The sequence below is a fragment of the Methylobacterium sp. WL12 genome, assembly GCF_008039475.1.
In the GTDB taxonomy this organism is placed as follows: domain Bacteria; phylum Pseudomonadota; class Alphaproteobacteria; order Rhizobiales; family Beijerinckiaceae; genus Methylobacterium; species Methylobacterium cerastii.
Window position 1 is genome coordinate 1 of record NZ_VRUW01000017.1, and the last position, 14,464, is coordinate 14,464.

Consider the following 14,464-nt stretch of genomic DNA (forward strand, 5'->3'; position numbering starts at 1 on the left):
ATATTATATTTATATTTTTATTTCTTTGATTTGCAGTATTATTCAAAATCTGATGCTTTAGGCCAAGACCCAAGCAGCATCATGGGCGCGTTTCTTGATAAAAGGCTGTACAATTTGTTCAATGGTCCTGTCGAGGACGTCGGCACCGTTGCAAGTAAAGTTTCAGCCGCATGCTGGACAACTGTCGTCATGCTGCCTGCCCTGTATCATTTTTACTCAGGTCAGAACGACTGGATACTGCATGCGCTCGGGTATGTAGGTTTGACCTTCCTGCTTGGGCCAGCCGCTATAAAAGACGCGTCGGCTCTACGGCCAAAAGACAAGGCTGTTAGCTTTAGCAGCAAGGTCGGCCGATGGCTGTTTCGGAAGGTTTTTTATGGAGCGTCTGATAAAATTAATGTAATCACAAAGATTGCAGTAATTAGCTTTCTCCTTTGGACAAGTCGAAAGCTATTCGGATGGCCTAGTGAAATTACGTCCTACATCCCGCACGCGCCCTGGTTTCCCGAGCAGATCGGACATGAACGTTCGAACATCATATCTGACGCGGTTTGGATCGTGATGTTTTTCATACTTGCAATCAAGACGATCACCTCGCCCGGCCACATGAGCGCGGCCTGGGGCCCAAATCCAACCCGAAAGACCTCGGACGTGGAGGGGGTCTACTATCTTTTTTCCAGGGGGCTCGTTGCGATCCTGACGATCCATTTTATCGCGTCGTACACCGCGTTTATCGGTGCTGATGCCAAGGGATTTAGCCTTGCGGCATTATTTTCGATTTTGGTGAGCAGGCATTAGAGGGTCCTCCGCCGGGTGGACTAACGGCTGTTAAGGTCACGTTGGTTTCCCGAAGTTGCTAGTGCAAGCTCTCTGCGAGCAAGAAGCTGAACGCCTGAGGCGGATCGTAGACGGTCTTAAAGGCCTCGGCTTCGTGGCCGACAACAAGGACATGATAAGGATGCGGCAGTGCCAACACGCATTTATGTTCTACCGGACAAGCCGCGCCGGCGCTTTTACCAAAGTCTGCTTTAAGATAACACTCGCTCAAGAGCAGACGGCCTGCCTCCCACCCATCGCGGACGTTCGTGGTGGGTTCCATCCGTCAGGTTTTCACCACCAGCTCATTTCCGAGCAGGCGGACCGGGTTGGCAGGCCCGGATCAGCGCGATCCTTCTCGATGCGATCGAACGCGAAAGACCCGCCGGCTGATCGCAGCCGACGGGATGGGGCGACGACCCACGCGTTTCAGCCGCCCAGAATCGTGCCCACGCTCAAGCCGCCGTCCTGGGCGAACTCCGCCGCGGAGAGCTTCTTGCCGCCCTCCGGCTTCACCTTGAAGATCTCGATCTGGCCGCCCTGCGCGGTGACGCGGATCGACTCGTCGCCGACCGCGATCACCTCGCCGACCTTGCCCTTCACGCCGCCGAGCGCCCGCACCGGGTGCAGCCGCGCGTCGAAGATCTGCAGCTTGGCGCCGTTCATCGTTGTCCAGGCGCCGGGGGCGGGGTTGGCGGCGCGGATCAGGTCGTAGATCTGGTTGGCGTGGGCGGCCCAGTTGATCGCCGCCTCGCGGGCGCGGAACCAGCCCTCGTAGCTCGCCGCGTCCTCGTCCTGGTCGACCTCCATGTGCCGGCCGGCGACGACGAGGTCGGCCGCCTCCAGCATCGCCGCGACGCCCATCGGGAACAGGCTCTTGAAGTAGACGTCGCCCAGCGTGTCGTCGGGGCCGATGTCGCAGGTCTTCTGCAAAATGACCGGGCCCTCGTCGAGGCCGTCGGTCGGGCGGAAGATCGTCAGCCCGGTCCGGGTGTCGCCCTTGGCGATCGGCCAGTTGATCGAGGACGGCCCGCGATACCGCGGCAGCAACGAGGGGTGGTACTGGATCGTGCCGTGCTTCGGGATCGTGACGAAGTCCTGCGGCGCGAACTGCAGCACGTAGGCCATCACGCCGATGTCGGCGTCGAGCCCGCGCATGGCGGCCTCCGCCTCGGCGCTCTTCAGGCTCGGGAACTGGAACACCTGCAGCCCCTGCTCGAGGGCGGCGGTCTTCAGCACGTCGGGCTTGGCGCCCTCCTTCTCGGGGGCGCAGAACACGCCGGCCACCGTGTCGCCGCGCTTCAGGAAGGCCTCCAGCACCGCCTTGCCGAAATCCTGCTGACCGATGAAGGCGATGCGCATGGAAGCCTCGTTGTCGTCGCGATGGGACGGTCCGCCCCGGACTCTGCTCGACCGCCGATCCTGCCCACCACCTCGTCCCGAGGCGCTTTCGCGAGGCGGCAAGCCCCCAAGGAGGGCTCCGGTCGTCGCGCGCCCGCCGGAGGGCACCGTCGAGGTCCGCTGTCGCGGGCCCCTCGGGATGTCGGTGTCAGTGGTTGGGCAAATGCCGGTCCGTGTAGATGGATCGATAGAAGTGCAGGAACGAATCCGCCGTTTTTCGGCGACCGCCTACTCCGCCGCGATCTTCTCGATGCGGCCGACCGCGCCTGAATTCGCGATCTCGTCCACCTCGGCGTCGGTGTACTTGAGGACGCTGCGGAGGATCTCGTCGGTGTGCTCGCCGAGCAGCGGCGAGCGGGTCACCTCGCTCGGGCTCGCCGAGAGCTTGATCGGGTTTCCGACGGTCAGGTAGGTGCCGCGCGTGGGATGCTCGACCTCGACGATCGTGCCGGTCTTGCGCAGGGACTCGTCGGCGGCGATCTCCTTCATCGACAGGATCGGGCCGCAGGGGATGTCGTACGCGTTGAGGATGTCCATCGCCTCGAACTTGTCGTGCTTCATCGTCCAGGCTTCGATGCGCGTGAAGATCTCGTTCAGGTGCGGCAGGCGCGCCTTGGGCGTGGCGTAGCCCGGATCGGTCTTCCAGTCCGGCTCTCCGATGATGTCGCAGATCGGCGCCCAGACCGCGGCCTGGGTGATGAAGTACAGGTACGCGTTGGGATCGTGCTCCCAGCCCTTGCACTTGAGGATGCGGCCGGGCTGGCCGCCGCCGGAATCGTTGCCGGCGCGCGGGGTCGAGTCGCCGAACGGGATGCCCTCGCCGAACTGGCTGTACTCGGTGAGCGGGCCGTGATCGAGGCGCTGCTGGTCGCGCAGCTTCACCCGGCAGAGGTTGAGCACGCTGTCCTGCATGGCGCAGTCGACCTTCTGGCCCAGCCCGGTGACGGTGCGGTGGAACAGGGCGGTGACGATGCCGAGCGCGAGATGCAGGCCGGTGCCGGAATCGCCGATCTGCGCGCCGGTCACCATCGGGATGCCGTCGCGGAAGCCGGTGGTGGAGGCCGAGCCGCCGGCGCACTGGGCGACGTTCTCGTAGACCTTGCAATCCTCGTAGCGGCCGGGACCGAAGCCCTTCACCGAAGCCAGGATCATGCGCGGGTTGGCCTCGTGGATCTTCTCCCAGGTCAGGCCCATGCGGGCGAGCGCGCCGGGGGCGAAGTTCTCGACGAGCACGTCGCACTCCTTCACCAGGCGCCAGAGCACGTCCTTGCCCTTGGCCGTCTTCGAATCGAGGGTGATCGAACGCTTGTTGTGGTTCAGCATGGTGAAATACAAACTGTCCACATCAGGAACGTCCTGAAGCTGCGCGCGCGTCGCGTCGCCGGCGCCGGGACGCTCGACCTTGATCACGTCGGCGCCGAACCACGCGAGCAACTGCGTGCAGGTCGGGCCGGACTGGACGTGGGTGAAGTCCAGGATTTTGACGCCTTCCAGGGCCTTGCTCATGGGTCTGTCTCTGATCGTTCCAGGTGGGTCGGGATACCGGCGATGCCGCTCGGCTTCGAAGGTGTCGGGCCGCGGTCCCGTCAGGCCTCATGCCTGCCGGGCGCGCTCGCCAATGGTCAAGTCAATAAAAGTCCGCCTTCGGCCAAGCCGCGCTTCTGGCTAGGGCCGGTGCGCGGCTCAGCGCGCGTCGCGGCCCGAAGGCACGCAGATGGGAAGCCCTGCGGCCCGAAAGGCAGGCAGCCCTGATGGCGCCCGAGGGGCATTGCGACGCTCCATCCCTGTTGCTTCGTCTAAGTCGGCCTTGTCGGCCGTTGCCCCGCAGGATGGCCGAAGTGACGATGGCATGCAATATGCCAAACGACGTGACCCACGGCGCGATGTTCGTCCGGCCCGATGTCTTCGGTTGCACGGTCTTCGCTCGTCCAACGACCGGCCTGATGTCTCACAACTGCAGAATGCCTCATCGAAAATTGATCAGATTTCGGAATCACGATCGAATATCGGCCTATTCCGCCATACGAATGCATGGCACCTTACGGTTTCTTGCGGAGCCGTGCGATGAACGTTCCCGCCGCCTTGGCCGTCCAGTCGATTCCCTTCGCATGGCTCGTGCTGTCGATGCGTCGCGACAACGCCGACCTGTTCGCGATCCTCTACATCGCCGGCCTCGGGCTTCTCCTGTCGCTGATCGTTTGGCTCGGCGATCAGCTCATCTTCGATCAGGTGATGTCGGCGGTCGGTGACTTCGACTGACCGGGCGGACGTCACGCTTGGCCATTGCCGCCAAGCCGTAGGTTCCCGGTGCTGGCGACACCTTCCGCGTTCGCGCCCCTTGGCAGCGACGGAATACGGGTTCATCCTCCCGATCAAACGGCGCTCGGCAAACAAGCGCAGACCGACGGAGGTACGCCCATGCTTTCGAGTTCCCGCCTGATCAAGTCATCCTGGATCGCCGTCGAGGTCACGCAGGAGCGTGCCGAGCGGGTGCTGGTCGTCGAGACCTACATCGCGGTGAGCCCGCTCGAGCGCAACTACGAGGCATCGCAGTACGAGAAGGTCGTCGATTGCGTCCGCCACGTGCTCGCGGCGCACCCGGAGATCGACCGGGCCTCGATCCTGAGCATGCATCGTGGCTCGGGCTGCGCCAGCCTGTTCCGGGCTTCGGCCGAGGCGGCTTGAGCCTCGGTCCCGTGCGAGGTCTGGCCGTGGTGCGATGAACGCGGCGGCCGGGTATGCGCTGCCGGACGACGGCGTCGTCGAGCGCGGGCCGTGGAATCCCGGTATCGAATCGACGCTGCCACGGCGCTTTCTCGCGCTGACCACCCTGTACCGGCCCGAGAACGTTGCGACGCCCCTGGCCGAGGCGGTCGAACTCGCCGCCTTCTCCGGCCTGCCGATGCCGGAAATCGTCGCCTTCCGGCCCGAGCGCCTCGTCGTCCACGAGGTGCTGATCCGGGTGATGGCCGACCTCTCGGTCCCGGTCGGCGAGACCTATGGCGACCTTGGCGTCAACTTCCGTGCGATCGTCGCGCACATCCTCGCCGACGCGGTCGCACCGCACGCGGCGGCCGTCGCTGAGACTCTGAGCGCCGTTGCGGAGGCGGCGCGCACCCGCATCACGGCTGAGCTCGACGCGGCGTTCGCGCCGCCCGCTCCGGCGCCGGCAACGCCCAAAACCTGGCGCCACGTGCTGGGCCTAGCGCCGCGGCCGGAGCCGCCGCCCGTTGACGGGCGGTCTCCTGAAGAGCGTGTGCTGGCCAACTGCGCCGATTGGTGCGTCCGCGCCGGGCAGGGCGAGGATGCCCTCGAGCAGGTGGCGAGCGCGGCGCTTCACAGGGTTGTGTCGGGGATCGTCCGGCACCGGGGCAAGCTCATCGGGGATCGCAGCTTGCTCGCGAGCCTTGCTACCACGCTCGTGGCCAATGACGAGGGCAGCCGCCGCATCGGCTGCCTGATCGAGCCGTGGTTCGCCGAGGCCGTGGCGCGCGAAGGCTACGTTCCGGTCCGCGCGCAGGCGGCGCCGATCGTGATGAACGTCAAGGGCGCCTCGGCCTCGGGCAAGAGCACAATGCGCCCGCTGCAGCGCGCTCTGGCCCGCCGGCTCGGCGAATCCTGGTCGGACTTCGCGGTGATCACCCCCGACATCTGGCGCAAGTTCCTGCTCGACTACGACTCGATCGGCGACGCGATCGGCTATGCCGGCACGCTCACCGGGCACGAGGTCGAGATCGTCGATCGCAAGCTCGATCGCTACATGGCGCGCAAGGCCCGCGAGGGGCGGATGTCGCATCTGCTGATCGACCGGTTCCGGTTCGACAGCTTCAACGCCGATTCCCGTACGCAGGACGGTAGCCAGTTGCTGACCCGCTTCGGGCACCGCGTCTTCATGTTGTTCATGATCACGCCGCCTGACGCGACGGTCGAACGCGCCTGGATCCGCGGACGGATCTTCGGTCGCTACAAGGCGGTGGACGACCTCCTCGCCCACAACGTCGAGGCCTTCACCGGAATGCCGGAGCTGTTCTTCACCTGGGCGGCCAAGGCCGACAAGCAGGTGTATTACGAGTTCCTCGACAACAGCGTGCCGCTTGGCGAACGCCCGCGCACCGTCGCCTTCGGCGAGAACGGCAACCTGACCGTCCTCAACGCCGGCTACCTGATCGACATCGCCCGCTACACCAAGATTAACATCGACGCGCTCTCACCGGCGGAGGTCTACCCGGACGCCGCCGCCCTGGCGCCGGAACGGAACACCGGCTTCCTGCGCCAATGCGCCCGGCGCCTCCGCTCGGTCCGCTTCGCGGAAGCCGGCTCCGGCCTGGTCTACGCCTGCTTCGAGACTGGGCGCCTCACCTGCCTCGACCGCGCGGCGTTCGCGCGCGCCTGCGCCGACCCCGAGACCCGCGTGGCGCTCGCCGCCTTTGGGGCCGACAATCCGGAGGGGACTCCGTGCGCTGAAGCGCCTACGGAAATCCTGTCGCAGGCGCGCACCGAGACGCTGGGCGCCTGGGTCGACCCCAAGCGGGCGTCGCCGCCGGCCTGATTTGAGGCGACCAGGCGCCCGCGAGGTGTCACCGATTGAACACAGCCTGGCAGCTTATGCACCGGCAAGTTGCGTCGCGGGCACCATCCTGTCTGGGCATGCAGAGCGCACGAAACCGCCCACGCCCCTGTGCATCGTCATCCCGCGTGACCGTGCACGTCGAGATAGCCTGGAACCTTTCGAAGTTACTCTGGAACGCTTCCACAAGATAGAAATTGTGCTGGGGCGAGAACTTAACGATAAGCCGATCACGCCGCCGTGATGCGCAAGTGCATGTCGCGGGTCTTCGTCGTTACGTGTCGCGTCTGGGATCAACTAGATGATTCATTACTGCCCGTGCGCCGCAGGGCCAGCTTCCGTGCGCCCGTTCCGCACCGTACTGGGGCTGGCTCTACTATCCACGACCTGCGCGATCCTGTCGCCGTCGGCCGCCTCGGCGCAGACCGCGCCGACGACCGACATCGAGCTCGGCGAGCTCAGCGTCACCGGCGAGGGCGCCGGCCGCAGCCTCGGCGGCACGCTCTACGGATCGGGCGGTGCGTCCGGTGCGGTCCCCGGTTACGTCGCCAGCCGCAGCACCGTCGCCACCAAGACCGATACGCCGATCATCGAGACCGCGCAGTCGATCTCGGTGATCGGGCGCAAGCAGATCGAGGACCAGAACGCGCTCACCGTGAACCAGGCCCTACGCTACACGCCCGGCGTCACCACCGAGCAGCGCGGCGGCGCCGGCTCGACCCGGTTGGAGCAGTTCCTGATCCGTGGGTTCAACGCGCCGATCTTCCTCGACGGCATGGCACTCATCGCCGGCCGCGACGCCAACGCCACCATCGACCCCTATCGGCTGGAGCGGGTCGACGTGATCAAGGGGCCGGCCTCGGTGCTGTACGGGCAGTCGGGGCCTGGCGGCATCGTCAACCTGGTCTCGAAGATCCCGCAATTCGTCCGGCACGGCGAAGTCTTCGTCCAGGGCGGCGGCTTCAACGAGGTCCGCGGCGGCGTCGACGTGGGCGGGCCGATCCAGTCCGAGGTGCCGTGGCTCGCCGATCAGTTCGCCTACCGCATCGTCGGTTCCGGCTGGAACGGCGACGGCCCGGTGGACACGACGCGGGTCGAGCGCGCCTTCGTCAATCCGAGCGTGACTTGGCGGGCCTCGACCGACACGCAGCTCACGATCATCGGCAACTACCAGCGCGACCCGTTCTCTGGCTTCTACGGTGGCTTCCCGGCGGTCGGCACGGTGTTCCCGCGTGACTTCGGCAACGGCGTGATCGGGCGCCTGCCGGTCAACTTCTACGACGGCGACAAAAGCGTCGAGCGCTCGGACCGGACCCAGGCCTCGATCGAATACCTGTTCGACCACCGCTTCAACGAGAACCTGCGCTTCCACTCGGCCGGACGCTACCTGCGTACGCAGGGCGATTATCGCAGCGTCTACAGCGCGTTCAACCCGCGAAACGGCCCGTTCGCCAGCGGCCCGCTGCTGCCGCGCGCAGTGATCGGCAACGTCGTCGCGGCCGAGGCCTACACGTTGGATTCGAACGTCGTGGCCAACTTCGACACCGGTCCGATCGCCCACACGGCGCTGCTCGGCGTGGACCACCGCACCTTCAGCACGCGCACCAGCGGGACGCCGTTTCCGAACGCGCCCGACCTGAACGTGCTCGCGCCGAACTACGCGATGAACATCCCGTTCCCGGCCTTCACCACCACCTCGCGCATCGACGCGCAGCAGACCGGCGTCTACTTCCAGGACCAGATGAAGGTCGACGGCCTGATCCTGACCCTCGGCGGACGCTACGATGTCGCCCGCCAGTCCGGGCCGACCCGCAGCTTCACCGCCACCGGCAGCACGCTGACGCTGCAGGACGCGCCCTCCGACGCCTTCACCGGCCGGGCGAGCCTGCTCTACCTGTTCCCTTCGGGCGTCGCGCCCTACGTGTCCTACAGCCAGGCCTTCGAGCCGATCGTCGCCGGCCGAGTGTTCGACACGGCCTTCGGCACGGTCGGGCGCATCCCCGACCCGCAGCTGAGCGACCAGTACGAGGCCGGCATCAAGTACCAGCCGCCGGGTACCGACATCCTGCTCACCGCATCGGTCTTCGACATCCGCCAGTCGAACCGGACCACCGCCGACACGACGCTCGGCCGCCCCACCGGCTTCGTGCTGCAGACCGGCGAGGTCGGCGTGCAGGGGGTCGAGTTCGAGGCGCGGGCGAACCTCACCGAGGGCATCACCTTGATCGGCGGCTTCTCGCTCCTCGACATCCGCAACGTCCGGGACGACGGCCGGACCGCCAACGACCTCACCGGGCAGACGGTCCCGCTCCAGGGCCGGCGGCCGGTGTTGGTTCCGGATACCACCGCCTCGCTGCTCGCGACCTACCGATTCCTCGACGGGCCGTTGCTCGGCCTGGAATTCGGCGGCGGCGTCCGCTACCTCGGCACCTCCTGGGGCGACGCGGCCAACACCTTCAAGGTGCCCGAAAGCGTGCTCGTCGACGCCACGGCCTCCTACGACCTGCGCAACCTCGACCCGACGCTGGCCGGCTTCTCCGTGCAGGTGAACGCCACCAACCTCCTCGACGAGACCTACGTCAGCGGCTGCAACGGCTACACCAGTTGCTATTACGGGCTGCCGCGCACGGTCTACGCCACGCTGCGTTACCGCTGGTAGGGCGCGAGACCATGCGAACCGGCTTCCGGCAATCGATGGCGTGGCTGCACGCGTGGTCCGGCCTCGTGGTCGGCTGGGTGCTGTTCGCCGTCTTCGTCACCGGCACCGCGAGCTACTACCGCTCGGAGATCTCGCAATGGATGCGGCCGGAGCTGAAGGCCGCGGCTCCGATGAGTCCGGCCGCCCTCGGCCACGCCGCCGACCTCGCCCGCCTCCATCTCGACACCCATGCGAAGGGCGCGCGCAGCTGGTTCATCACCCTGCCGAGCCCCGACCGGCCGACCCTCGACCTGTTCTGGCGTCGCAAGCCCGGCACGCCGCCGGGCCAGGCGACGCTCGATCCCGCGACCGGCGCGCCAGCCTCGGTCCGCGATACGCGCGGCGGCGACTTCCTCTACCGCTTCCACTTCGAGCTGAGCATGGCGCCCCTGTGGGGTCGCTGGGTTGTTGGCATCTGCGCGATGATCATGCTCGTCGTACTGGTCTCCGGAATCGTCACGCACCGGCGGATCTTCGCCGACCTGTTCACCTTCCGGCGTCACGCCAAGTCGGCGCAGCGCGGCTGGCTCGATGCGCATAACGTCACCGGCGTGCTGGCGCTGCCTTTCCACCTTATGATCACCTACACCGGCATCGTCACGCTCTGCGTGATGTACATGCCCTGGGGCGTCACAACCGCCTATCACGGCGACGCCCAGGCCTTCTACGCGGAATCCGGCCAGATCACCGCTACGCGGCCCCCCGCCGGACGGCCGACGCCGCTGGCACCCCTCGGGCCAATGGTCGAGCGCGCGCTGGCGATGAACGCCGAGCCGCTGGAGCGGATCACGGTGCAGAACCCGGGCGACGCCAACGCCGTAGTCGTCGCAGTGTTCGAGGAGCCGCACGGCCTGATGCACCGGCACCCGCAGGTGGCGTTCGACGGCACAACCGGCGCGGTGATCGAGACTCTGGGGCCGATGCGTCCGGCGGCGGGCGCCTTCACCACGATGGTCGGCCTGCACGAAGCGCATTTCGCAGGGCCGGCCCTGCGGGTGCTGTTCTTCCTCAGCGGCGTCATGGGCGCGACCATGGTGGCGACCGGACTGATCCTGTGGACCGTGGCGCGGGTACCGAAGCCCGGCAGCGGGGCGAGGGCGCATCTCGGCCTGCGGCTGGTCCAGGCACTCAACGTCTGCACGATCGCCGGCCTGCCGATCGCCATCGCCTGCTACTTCCTGGCGAACCGTCTGCTGCCGCTCGGCATCGCCGAGCGCAAGGAGACGGAGGTGACGGCCTTCTTCGCCGCCTGGGTCGTCGCCGCCCTGGTGCCTCTGGTTCTAACGCCGCGCGCCGGCTGGACGGCGATGCTCGCGACCGCGGCGGCCCTGCTCGCTGCGGTGCCGGTCGTCGGCGGGCTCACCACCGGTCGTCACCTCGTCGCGAGCCTACGCGCGGGCGACGCGGCGTTCTACGGGTTCGACCTAGCGCTGCTCGGGCTCGGCGCCGCCTTCGCCTTCGCCGCCTACAAGGCCGCCGGGCTCAACCGCCGCACTGTCGTCGAGCGGCCGCGGCCCAGGGCGGTCGCCGCGGCACAGCCCTGATCGAAGGGTCGGAAGACGGCGCTACTGCAGCGCCAGGGGCATCGGGTCGACGCCGACCGAGGGGATGCCGCGCCGGTCGAGCGAGGCGCGCAAGGCCTCGGTCAGCGTGGCGCCGCCGGTGAAGGCGCCGAGCACTGGGCCCTCGTCGGAGCGCGCGTCGCGCGGGGTGCTACCGAGCAGCTGCGTCACCCGGCGGGCGATGGCCGGGGCCGGGTCGATCCAGGTGACGGGCCAGGGCGCGAGCCGCTCGAAGCGCGGGCGCAGCAGCGGATAATGCGTGCAGGCGAGGCAGACGACATCGGTCCGGCGGCCGTCCTCGGCGGTGACGAAGCACGGCGCGATCTCGGCGGCGATCGCCGCGTCGTCCACCGGCGTGCCGGCGAGCTCCGCCTCGGCGTAGTTGGCCAGATGGTGCGAGCCGACCGACGTAACCGAGCAGGCGGCGGCGTAGGTCGCGATCAGGTCGCGGGTGTAGGAGCGGGCGACGGTGCCGGGCGTCGCCAGCAGCGTGACGAGGCGCGAGCGGCTTGTCTCGGCCGCCGGCTTGATCGGCGGCACCACGCCGACGAAGGGCGTCGGGAAGCGCTGGCGCAGGGCCGGCAGCACCAGCGTCGAGGCGGTGTTGCACGCGATGACTACGAGGTCCGGTCGGTGCGTCGCGATCAGGCGTGCCATCACGTCGAGCACGCGCTGGACCAGGACCGGCTCCGACAGGCGGCCGTAGGGGAAGGCGGCGTCGTCGGCGGCGTAGACGTATCGCGCGTCGGGACGGGCGCGGCGCACCTGCTCCAGCACCGTCAACCCGCCGAGGCCGGAATCGAACACAAGGATGGTGGGCTCGGGCGCCCCGCGCAGGACGGCGGCCGACAGGCTCGCTCCGGCCATCAGATCGATCCGCATCAGAACGCGTACCCCAGCATCAGAGCCTCGCAGTCTTGGGCGAGAGGGTTAAGGCCACCTCACTGCGGCTGCAAAAAGGCTATCGATTTCGCTGGGGCTGGCTTGTTGTCCCGTAATCCACCGCTCCGGCGCGATCGCAGACTGAATCGTCGCGCTGCCGTTGTCTGCGAGACCTTCGACCATATCTCCACCGTCCATGACCGCCGGTCGAACGGACGACGGGGAGAACAGACCATGGCTGCGACAGCCGCACTTCGCGACCCGGCCTTCCCGGCTCAAGCCTTCCCGCCGCCGCCCGTCTCCGCCCGCCCGGTGGACCGGGACGCCTGGATCGCCGCCTTCCGCTTCGTTCGCGCCGAGACCGAGCGCCGCGCCGCGCCGCTGTCACCGGAGGACCAGCAGGTCCAGTCCATGGCCGACGCCAGCCCGACCAAGTGGCACCGCGCACACACGACGTGGTTCTTCGAGCAGTTCCTGCTGCGCGAGCATCTGCCCGGCTACCAGATCCACGACGAGCGGCTGCACTATCTGTTCAATTCCTACTACGTCGCCGCCGGCCCGCGTCAGCCGCGGATCATGCGGGGGCTGATCACGCGGCCGACCACCGAGGAGATCGCCGCTTACCGCGCCCACATCGATCGGGCGGTCGAGACCCTGCTGGCGCAGGCCGCCCCCGGCGCGCTGGAGAAGGTGCTGCCGATCCTCGAGATCGGCTTGTTCCACGAGCAGCAGCACCAGGAACTCTTGATCACGGACATCCTGCACGCCTTCGCTCAGAACCCGCTGCACCCGGTCTACGATCCCGCGTGGCGCTTCCCGCAGGCGACGAGCAGCCCGGGCGCAATCGAGCTCGCGCACGGCATCCATCAAGTTGGACACGCAGGCGATGGGTTCTCGTTCGACAACGAGCATCCGCGCCACGACAGCCTGATTTTGCCGACGTCGATCGATCGGGGGTTGGTCACGAACGCGGAATGGCTGCGGTTCATGGCCGATGGCAGCTATACCCGCTCCGAGCTCTGGCTGTCCGACGGCTGGCTCGCGGCCCAGGCGGAAGGCTGGGAGGCACCGGGCTACTGGCAGCCGGGCGAGCAGGGCTGGACTTGCATGACCCTCGCCGGCCGCCGCCCGATCGATCCGGCGCAGCCCGTGACCCATGTCAGCTACTACGAAGCGGACGCCTACGCCCGCTGGGCTGGCCGCGATTTGCCGACCGAGTTCGAGTGGGAGGTCGCCGCCGCCGAGGGCGGGCTCGACGACGCGTTCGGCCTGGTCTGGCAGTGGACGCGCAGCGCCTACACCGCCTACCCGGGCTATCGCCCGCTGCCGGGTGCGCTTGGCGAGTACAACGGCAAGTTCATGTTGAACCAAATCGTCCTGCGCGGCTCGTCGGTGGCGACGCCGGAGGGACATGCCCGCCGGCCGTACCGCAACTTCTTCTATCCCCATCAGCGCTGGCAGTTCACGGGCCTGCGCCTCGCGCAGTCCCGCGCCTGACGAACGTCTTCCGGAGCTATCACGCGTGACCATCAAGCCCGTTTTCGCGGACGCGACGCCGCTCGCGCGCCTACCCGACGATCAGGCGTTCCTCGCCGACGTGCTCGCGGGCTTCGTCAAGCCACAGAAGACGCTGCCGGCGAAGTACTTCTATGACGCCGCCGGGTCAGACCTGTTCGAGCAGATCACCTTGCTGCCGGAATACTACCCGACCCGGACGGAGCTTGGCATTCTCGACGCGCGCGGTGCCGAGATTTCTGCCGCCCTGCCGCGCGGCGCCGCCCTCGTAGAGTTTGGTAGCGGCTCGACCGTGAAGGTGCGCCGGCTTCTCCGCCACATGTCCGACCTCGCCGCCTACGTGCCCGTGGACGTTTCCGAGACGTTCCTGCGTAGCGAGGCGGCGGCGCTGCAGACGGACTATCCGAACCTGCGCATCGCGCCGATCGCTGCCGACTTCACGCAGCCCTTCGCCCTTCCTGCCGATCTCGGCGAGGCCCCGCGCGCCGGGTTCTTCCCCGGCTCGACCATCGGCAACTTCGAGCCCGCGGAGGCGGCTCGGCTCCTCCGCCAGTTCGGCGACGTGCTCGGCGCCGGCGCGACGCTCGTCGTCGGCGTGGACCTCGTGAAGGACGCAGCCGTACTGGAAGCGGCCTACGACGACGCGGCTGGCACCACCGCGGCGTTCAACCTCAACCTGCTGACTCGGATCGACCGGGAACTCTCCGGCACTTTCGACGCGTCAGCCTTCGGCCATCGGGCGGTGTTCAACCGCACGGCCTCGCGGATCGAGATGCACCTCGTCAGCCGTGCGAACCAGACCGTGACGGTGGCCGGACACGCCTTCGCCTTCGCCGAGGGCGAAACGATCCATACCGAGAACAGCTACAAGTACACGATCGACGGATTTCGCGATCTCGCCGAGCAGGCCGGCTGGGCGGCCATCACCGTGTGGACCGATCCCGAGGCGCTGTTCTCCGTCCACGCACTGCGCTTCGGGTAGGGCTTGATGAGATAAACCTTCGTGAGCAGGTCGCGTGAAGC

12 protein-coding genes are annotated in these 14,464 nt (G+C 67.2%); 8 read left to right on the forward strand and 4 right to left on the reverse strand.

Annotated features, from left to right (window positions below; genetic code table 11):
- On the forward strand, nucleotides 1-798 hold a 798-nt coding region (locus tag FV226_RS27930), incomplete at its 5' end, for a hypothetical protein (protein ID WP_187278724.1).
- A gap of 58 nt (nucleotides 799-856) precedes the next feature.
- Here the strand turns inward: FV226_RS27930 and FV226_RS09215 are convergent.
- The 3 genes from FV226_RS09215 to frc all read right to left on the reverse strand — a co-directional run bounded on the left by FV226_RS09215 (nucleotide 857) and on the right by frc (nucleotide 3,723).
- Nucleotides 857-1,099 carry a hypothetical protein gene (locus FV226_RS09215; RefSeq protein WP_147762675.1) on the reverse strand — a complete coding sequence of 81 codons (243 nt, stop codon included), beginning with the start codon at nucleotides 1,097-1,099 and terminating at the stop codon, nucleotides 857-859.
- A 146-nt stretch (nucleotides 1,100-1,245) separates the two neighbouring features.
- The gene (locus tag FV226_RS09225) at nucleotides 1,246-2,178 is read right to left on the reverse strand and encodes a methionyl-tRNA formyltransferase (RefSeq protein ID WP_147762676.1); all 933 of its coding nucleotides are present in this window, start codon (nucleotides 2,176-2,178) and stop codon (nucleotides 1,246-1,248) included.
- A gap of 267 nt (nucleotides 2,179-2,445) precedes the next feature.
- Complete coding sequence (gene frc, locus FV226_RS09230; RefSeq protein WP_147762677.1) at nucleotides 2,446-3,723, reverse strand: formyl-CoA transferase; 1,278 nt, start codon at nucleotides 3,721-3,723, stop codon at nucleotides 2,446-2,448.
- A 558-nt stretch (nucleotides 3,724-4,281) separates the two neighbouring features.
- Between frc and FV226_RS09235 the strand changes: the two genes are divergently transcribed.
- From FV226_RS09235 to FV226_RS09255, 5 genes are all read left to right on the forward strand, one after another.
- Nucleotides 4,282-4,476 (forward strand): hypothetical protein, encoded by a 195-nt coding sequence (locus FV226_RS09235; protein ID WP_147762678.1) that lies wholly within the window; start codon nucleotides 4,282-4,284, stop codon nucleotides 4,474-4,476.
- Between the two features lie 159 nt (nucleotides 4,477-4,635).
- A complete protein-coding gene (locus tag FV226_RS09240; RefSeq protein ID WP_147762679.1) occupies nucleotides 4,636-4,902 on the forward strand; it encodes a hypothetical protein in 267 nt (88 codons plus the stop codon).
- Nucleotides 4,903-4,936: 34 nt separating this feature from the next.
- Nucleotides 4,937-6,766, forward strand: a complete 1,830-nt coding sequence (locus FV226_RS09245; protein WP_147762680.1) for a hypothetical protein — start codon at nucleotides 4,937-4,939, stop codon at nucleotides 6,764-6,766.
- A gap of 319 nt (nucleotides 6,767-7,085) precedes the next feature.
- Entirely contained in the window at nucleotides 7,086-9,443 is a 2,358-nt protein-coding gene (locus tag FV226_RS09250) for a TonB-dependent siderophore receptor (RefSeq protein WP_147762681.1), read from the forward strand.
- 11 nt (nucleotides 9,444-9,454) lie between these two features.
- A complete protein-coding gene (locus FV226_RS09255; RefSeq protein ID WP_147762682.1) occupies nucleotides 9,455-11,026 on the forward strand; it encodes a PepSY-associated TM helix domain-containing protein in 1,572 nt (523 codons plus the stop codon).
- Between the two features lie 21 nt (nucleotides 11,027-11,047).
- Here FV226_RS09255 and murI read toward each other — a convergent pair whose 3' ends face one another.
- Complete coding sequence (murI, locus tag FV226_RS09260) at nucleotides 11,048-11,926, reverse strand: glutamate racemase (protein WP_147762683.1); 879 nt, start codon at nucleotides 11,924-11,926, stop codon at nucleotides 11,048-11,050.
- 234 nt (nucleotides 11,927-12,160) lie between these two features.
- Here murI and egtB point away from each other — a divergent pair, with 234 nt between their 5' ends.
- On the forward strand, nucleotides 12,161-13,423 hold the full coding sequence (gene egtB / locus FV226_RS09265) for an ergothioneine biosynthesis protein EgtB (RefSeq protein ID WP_147762684.1): 1,263 nt from the start codon (nucleotides 12,161-12,163) through the stop codon (nucleotides 13,421-13,423).
- 25 nt (nucleotides 13,424-13,448) lie between these two features.
- The gene (egtD, locus tag FV226_RS09270) at nucleotides 13,449-14,423 is read left to right on the forward strand and encodes an L-histidine N(alpha)-methyltransferase (protein ID WP_238270590.1); all 975 of its coding nucleotides are present in this window, start codon (nucleotides 13,449-13,451) and stop codon (nucleotides 14,421-14,423) included.
- Nucleotides 14,424-14,464 lie beyond the last annotated feature (41 nt).

What these genes read in the sequence shown, in the direction of transcription:
- murI (WP_147762683.1), bottom strand. Translation starts at nt 11,926, where the DNA reads ATGCGGATCGATCTGATGGCCGGAGCGAGCCTGTCGGCCGCCGTCCTG.
- frc (WP_147762677.1), bottom strand. Translation starts at nt 3,723, where the DNA reads ATGAGCAAGGCCCTGGAAGGCGTCAAAATCCTGGACTTCACCCACGTC.
- FV226_RS09255 (WP_147762682.1), top strand. Translation starts at nt 9,455, where the DNA reads ATGCGAACCGGCTTCCGGCAATCGATGGCGTGGCTGCACGCGTGGTCC.
- FV226_RS09225 (WP_147762676.1), bottom strand. Translation starts at nt 2,178, where the DNA reads ATGCGCATCGCCTTCATCGGTCAGCAGGATTTCGGCAAGGCGGTGCTG.
- FV226_RS09240 (WP_147762679.1), top strand. Translation starts at nt 4,636, where the DNA reads ATGCTTTCGAGTTCCCGCCTGATCAAGTCATCCTGGATCGCCGTCGAG.
- FV226_RS09215 (WP_147762675.1), bottom strand. Translation starts at nt 1,099, where the DNA reads ATGGAACCCACCACGAACGTCCGCGATGGGTGGGAGGCAGGCCGTCTG.
- FV226_RS09235 (WP_147762678.1), top strand. Translation starts at nt 4,282, where the DNA reads ATGAACGTTCCCGCCGCCTTGGCCGTCCAGTCGATTCCCTTCGCATGG.
- egtB (WP_147762684.1), top strand. Translation starts at nt 12,161, where the DNA reads ATGGCTGCGACAGCCGCACTTCGCGACCCGGCCTTCCCGGCTCAAGCC.
- FV226_RS09250 (WP_147762681.1), top strand. Translation starts at nt 7,086, where the DNA reads ATGATTCATTACTGCCCGTGCGCCGCAGGGCCAGCTTCCGTGCGCCCG.
- FV226_RS09245 (WP_147762680.1), top strand. Translation starts at nt 4,937, where the DNA reads ATGAACGCGGCGGCCGGGTATGCGCTGCCGGACGACGGCGTCGTCGAG.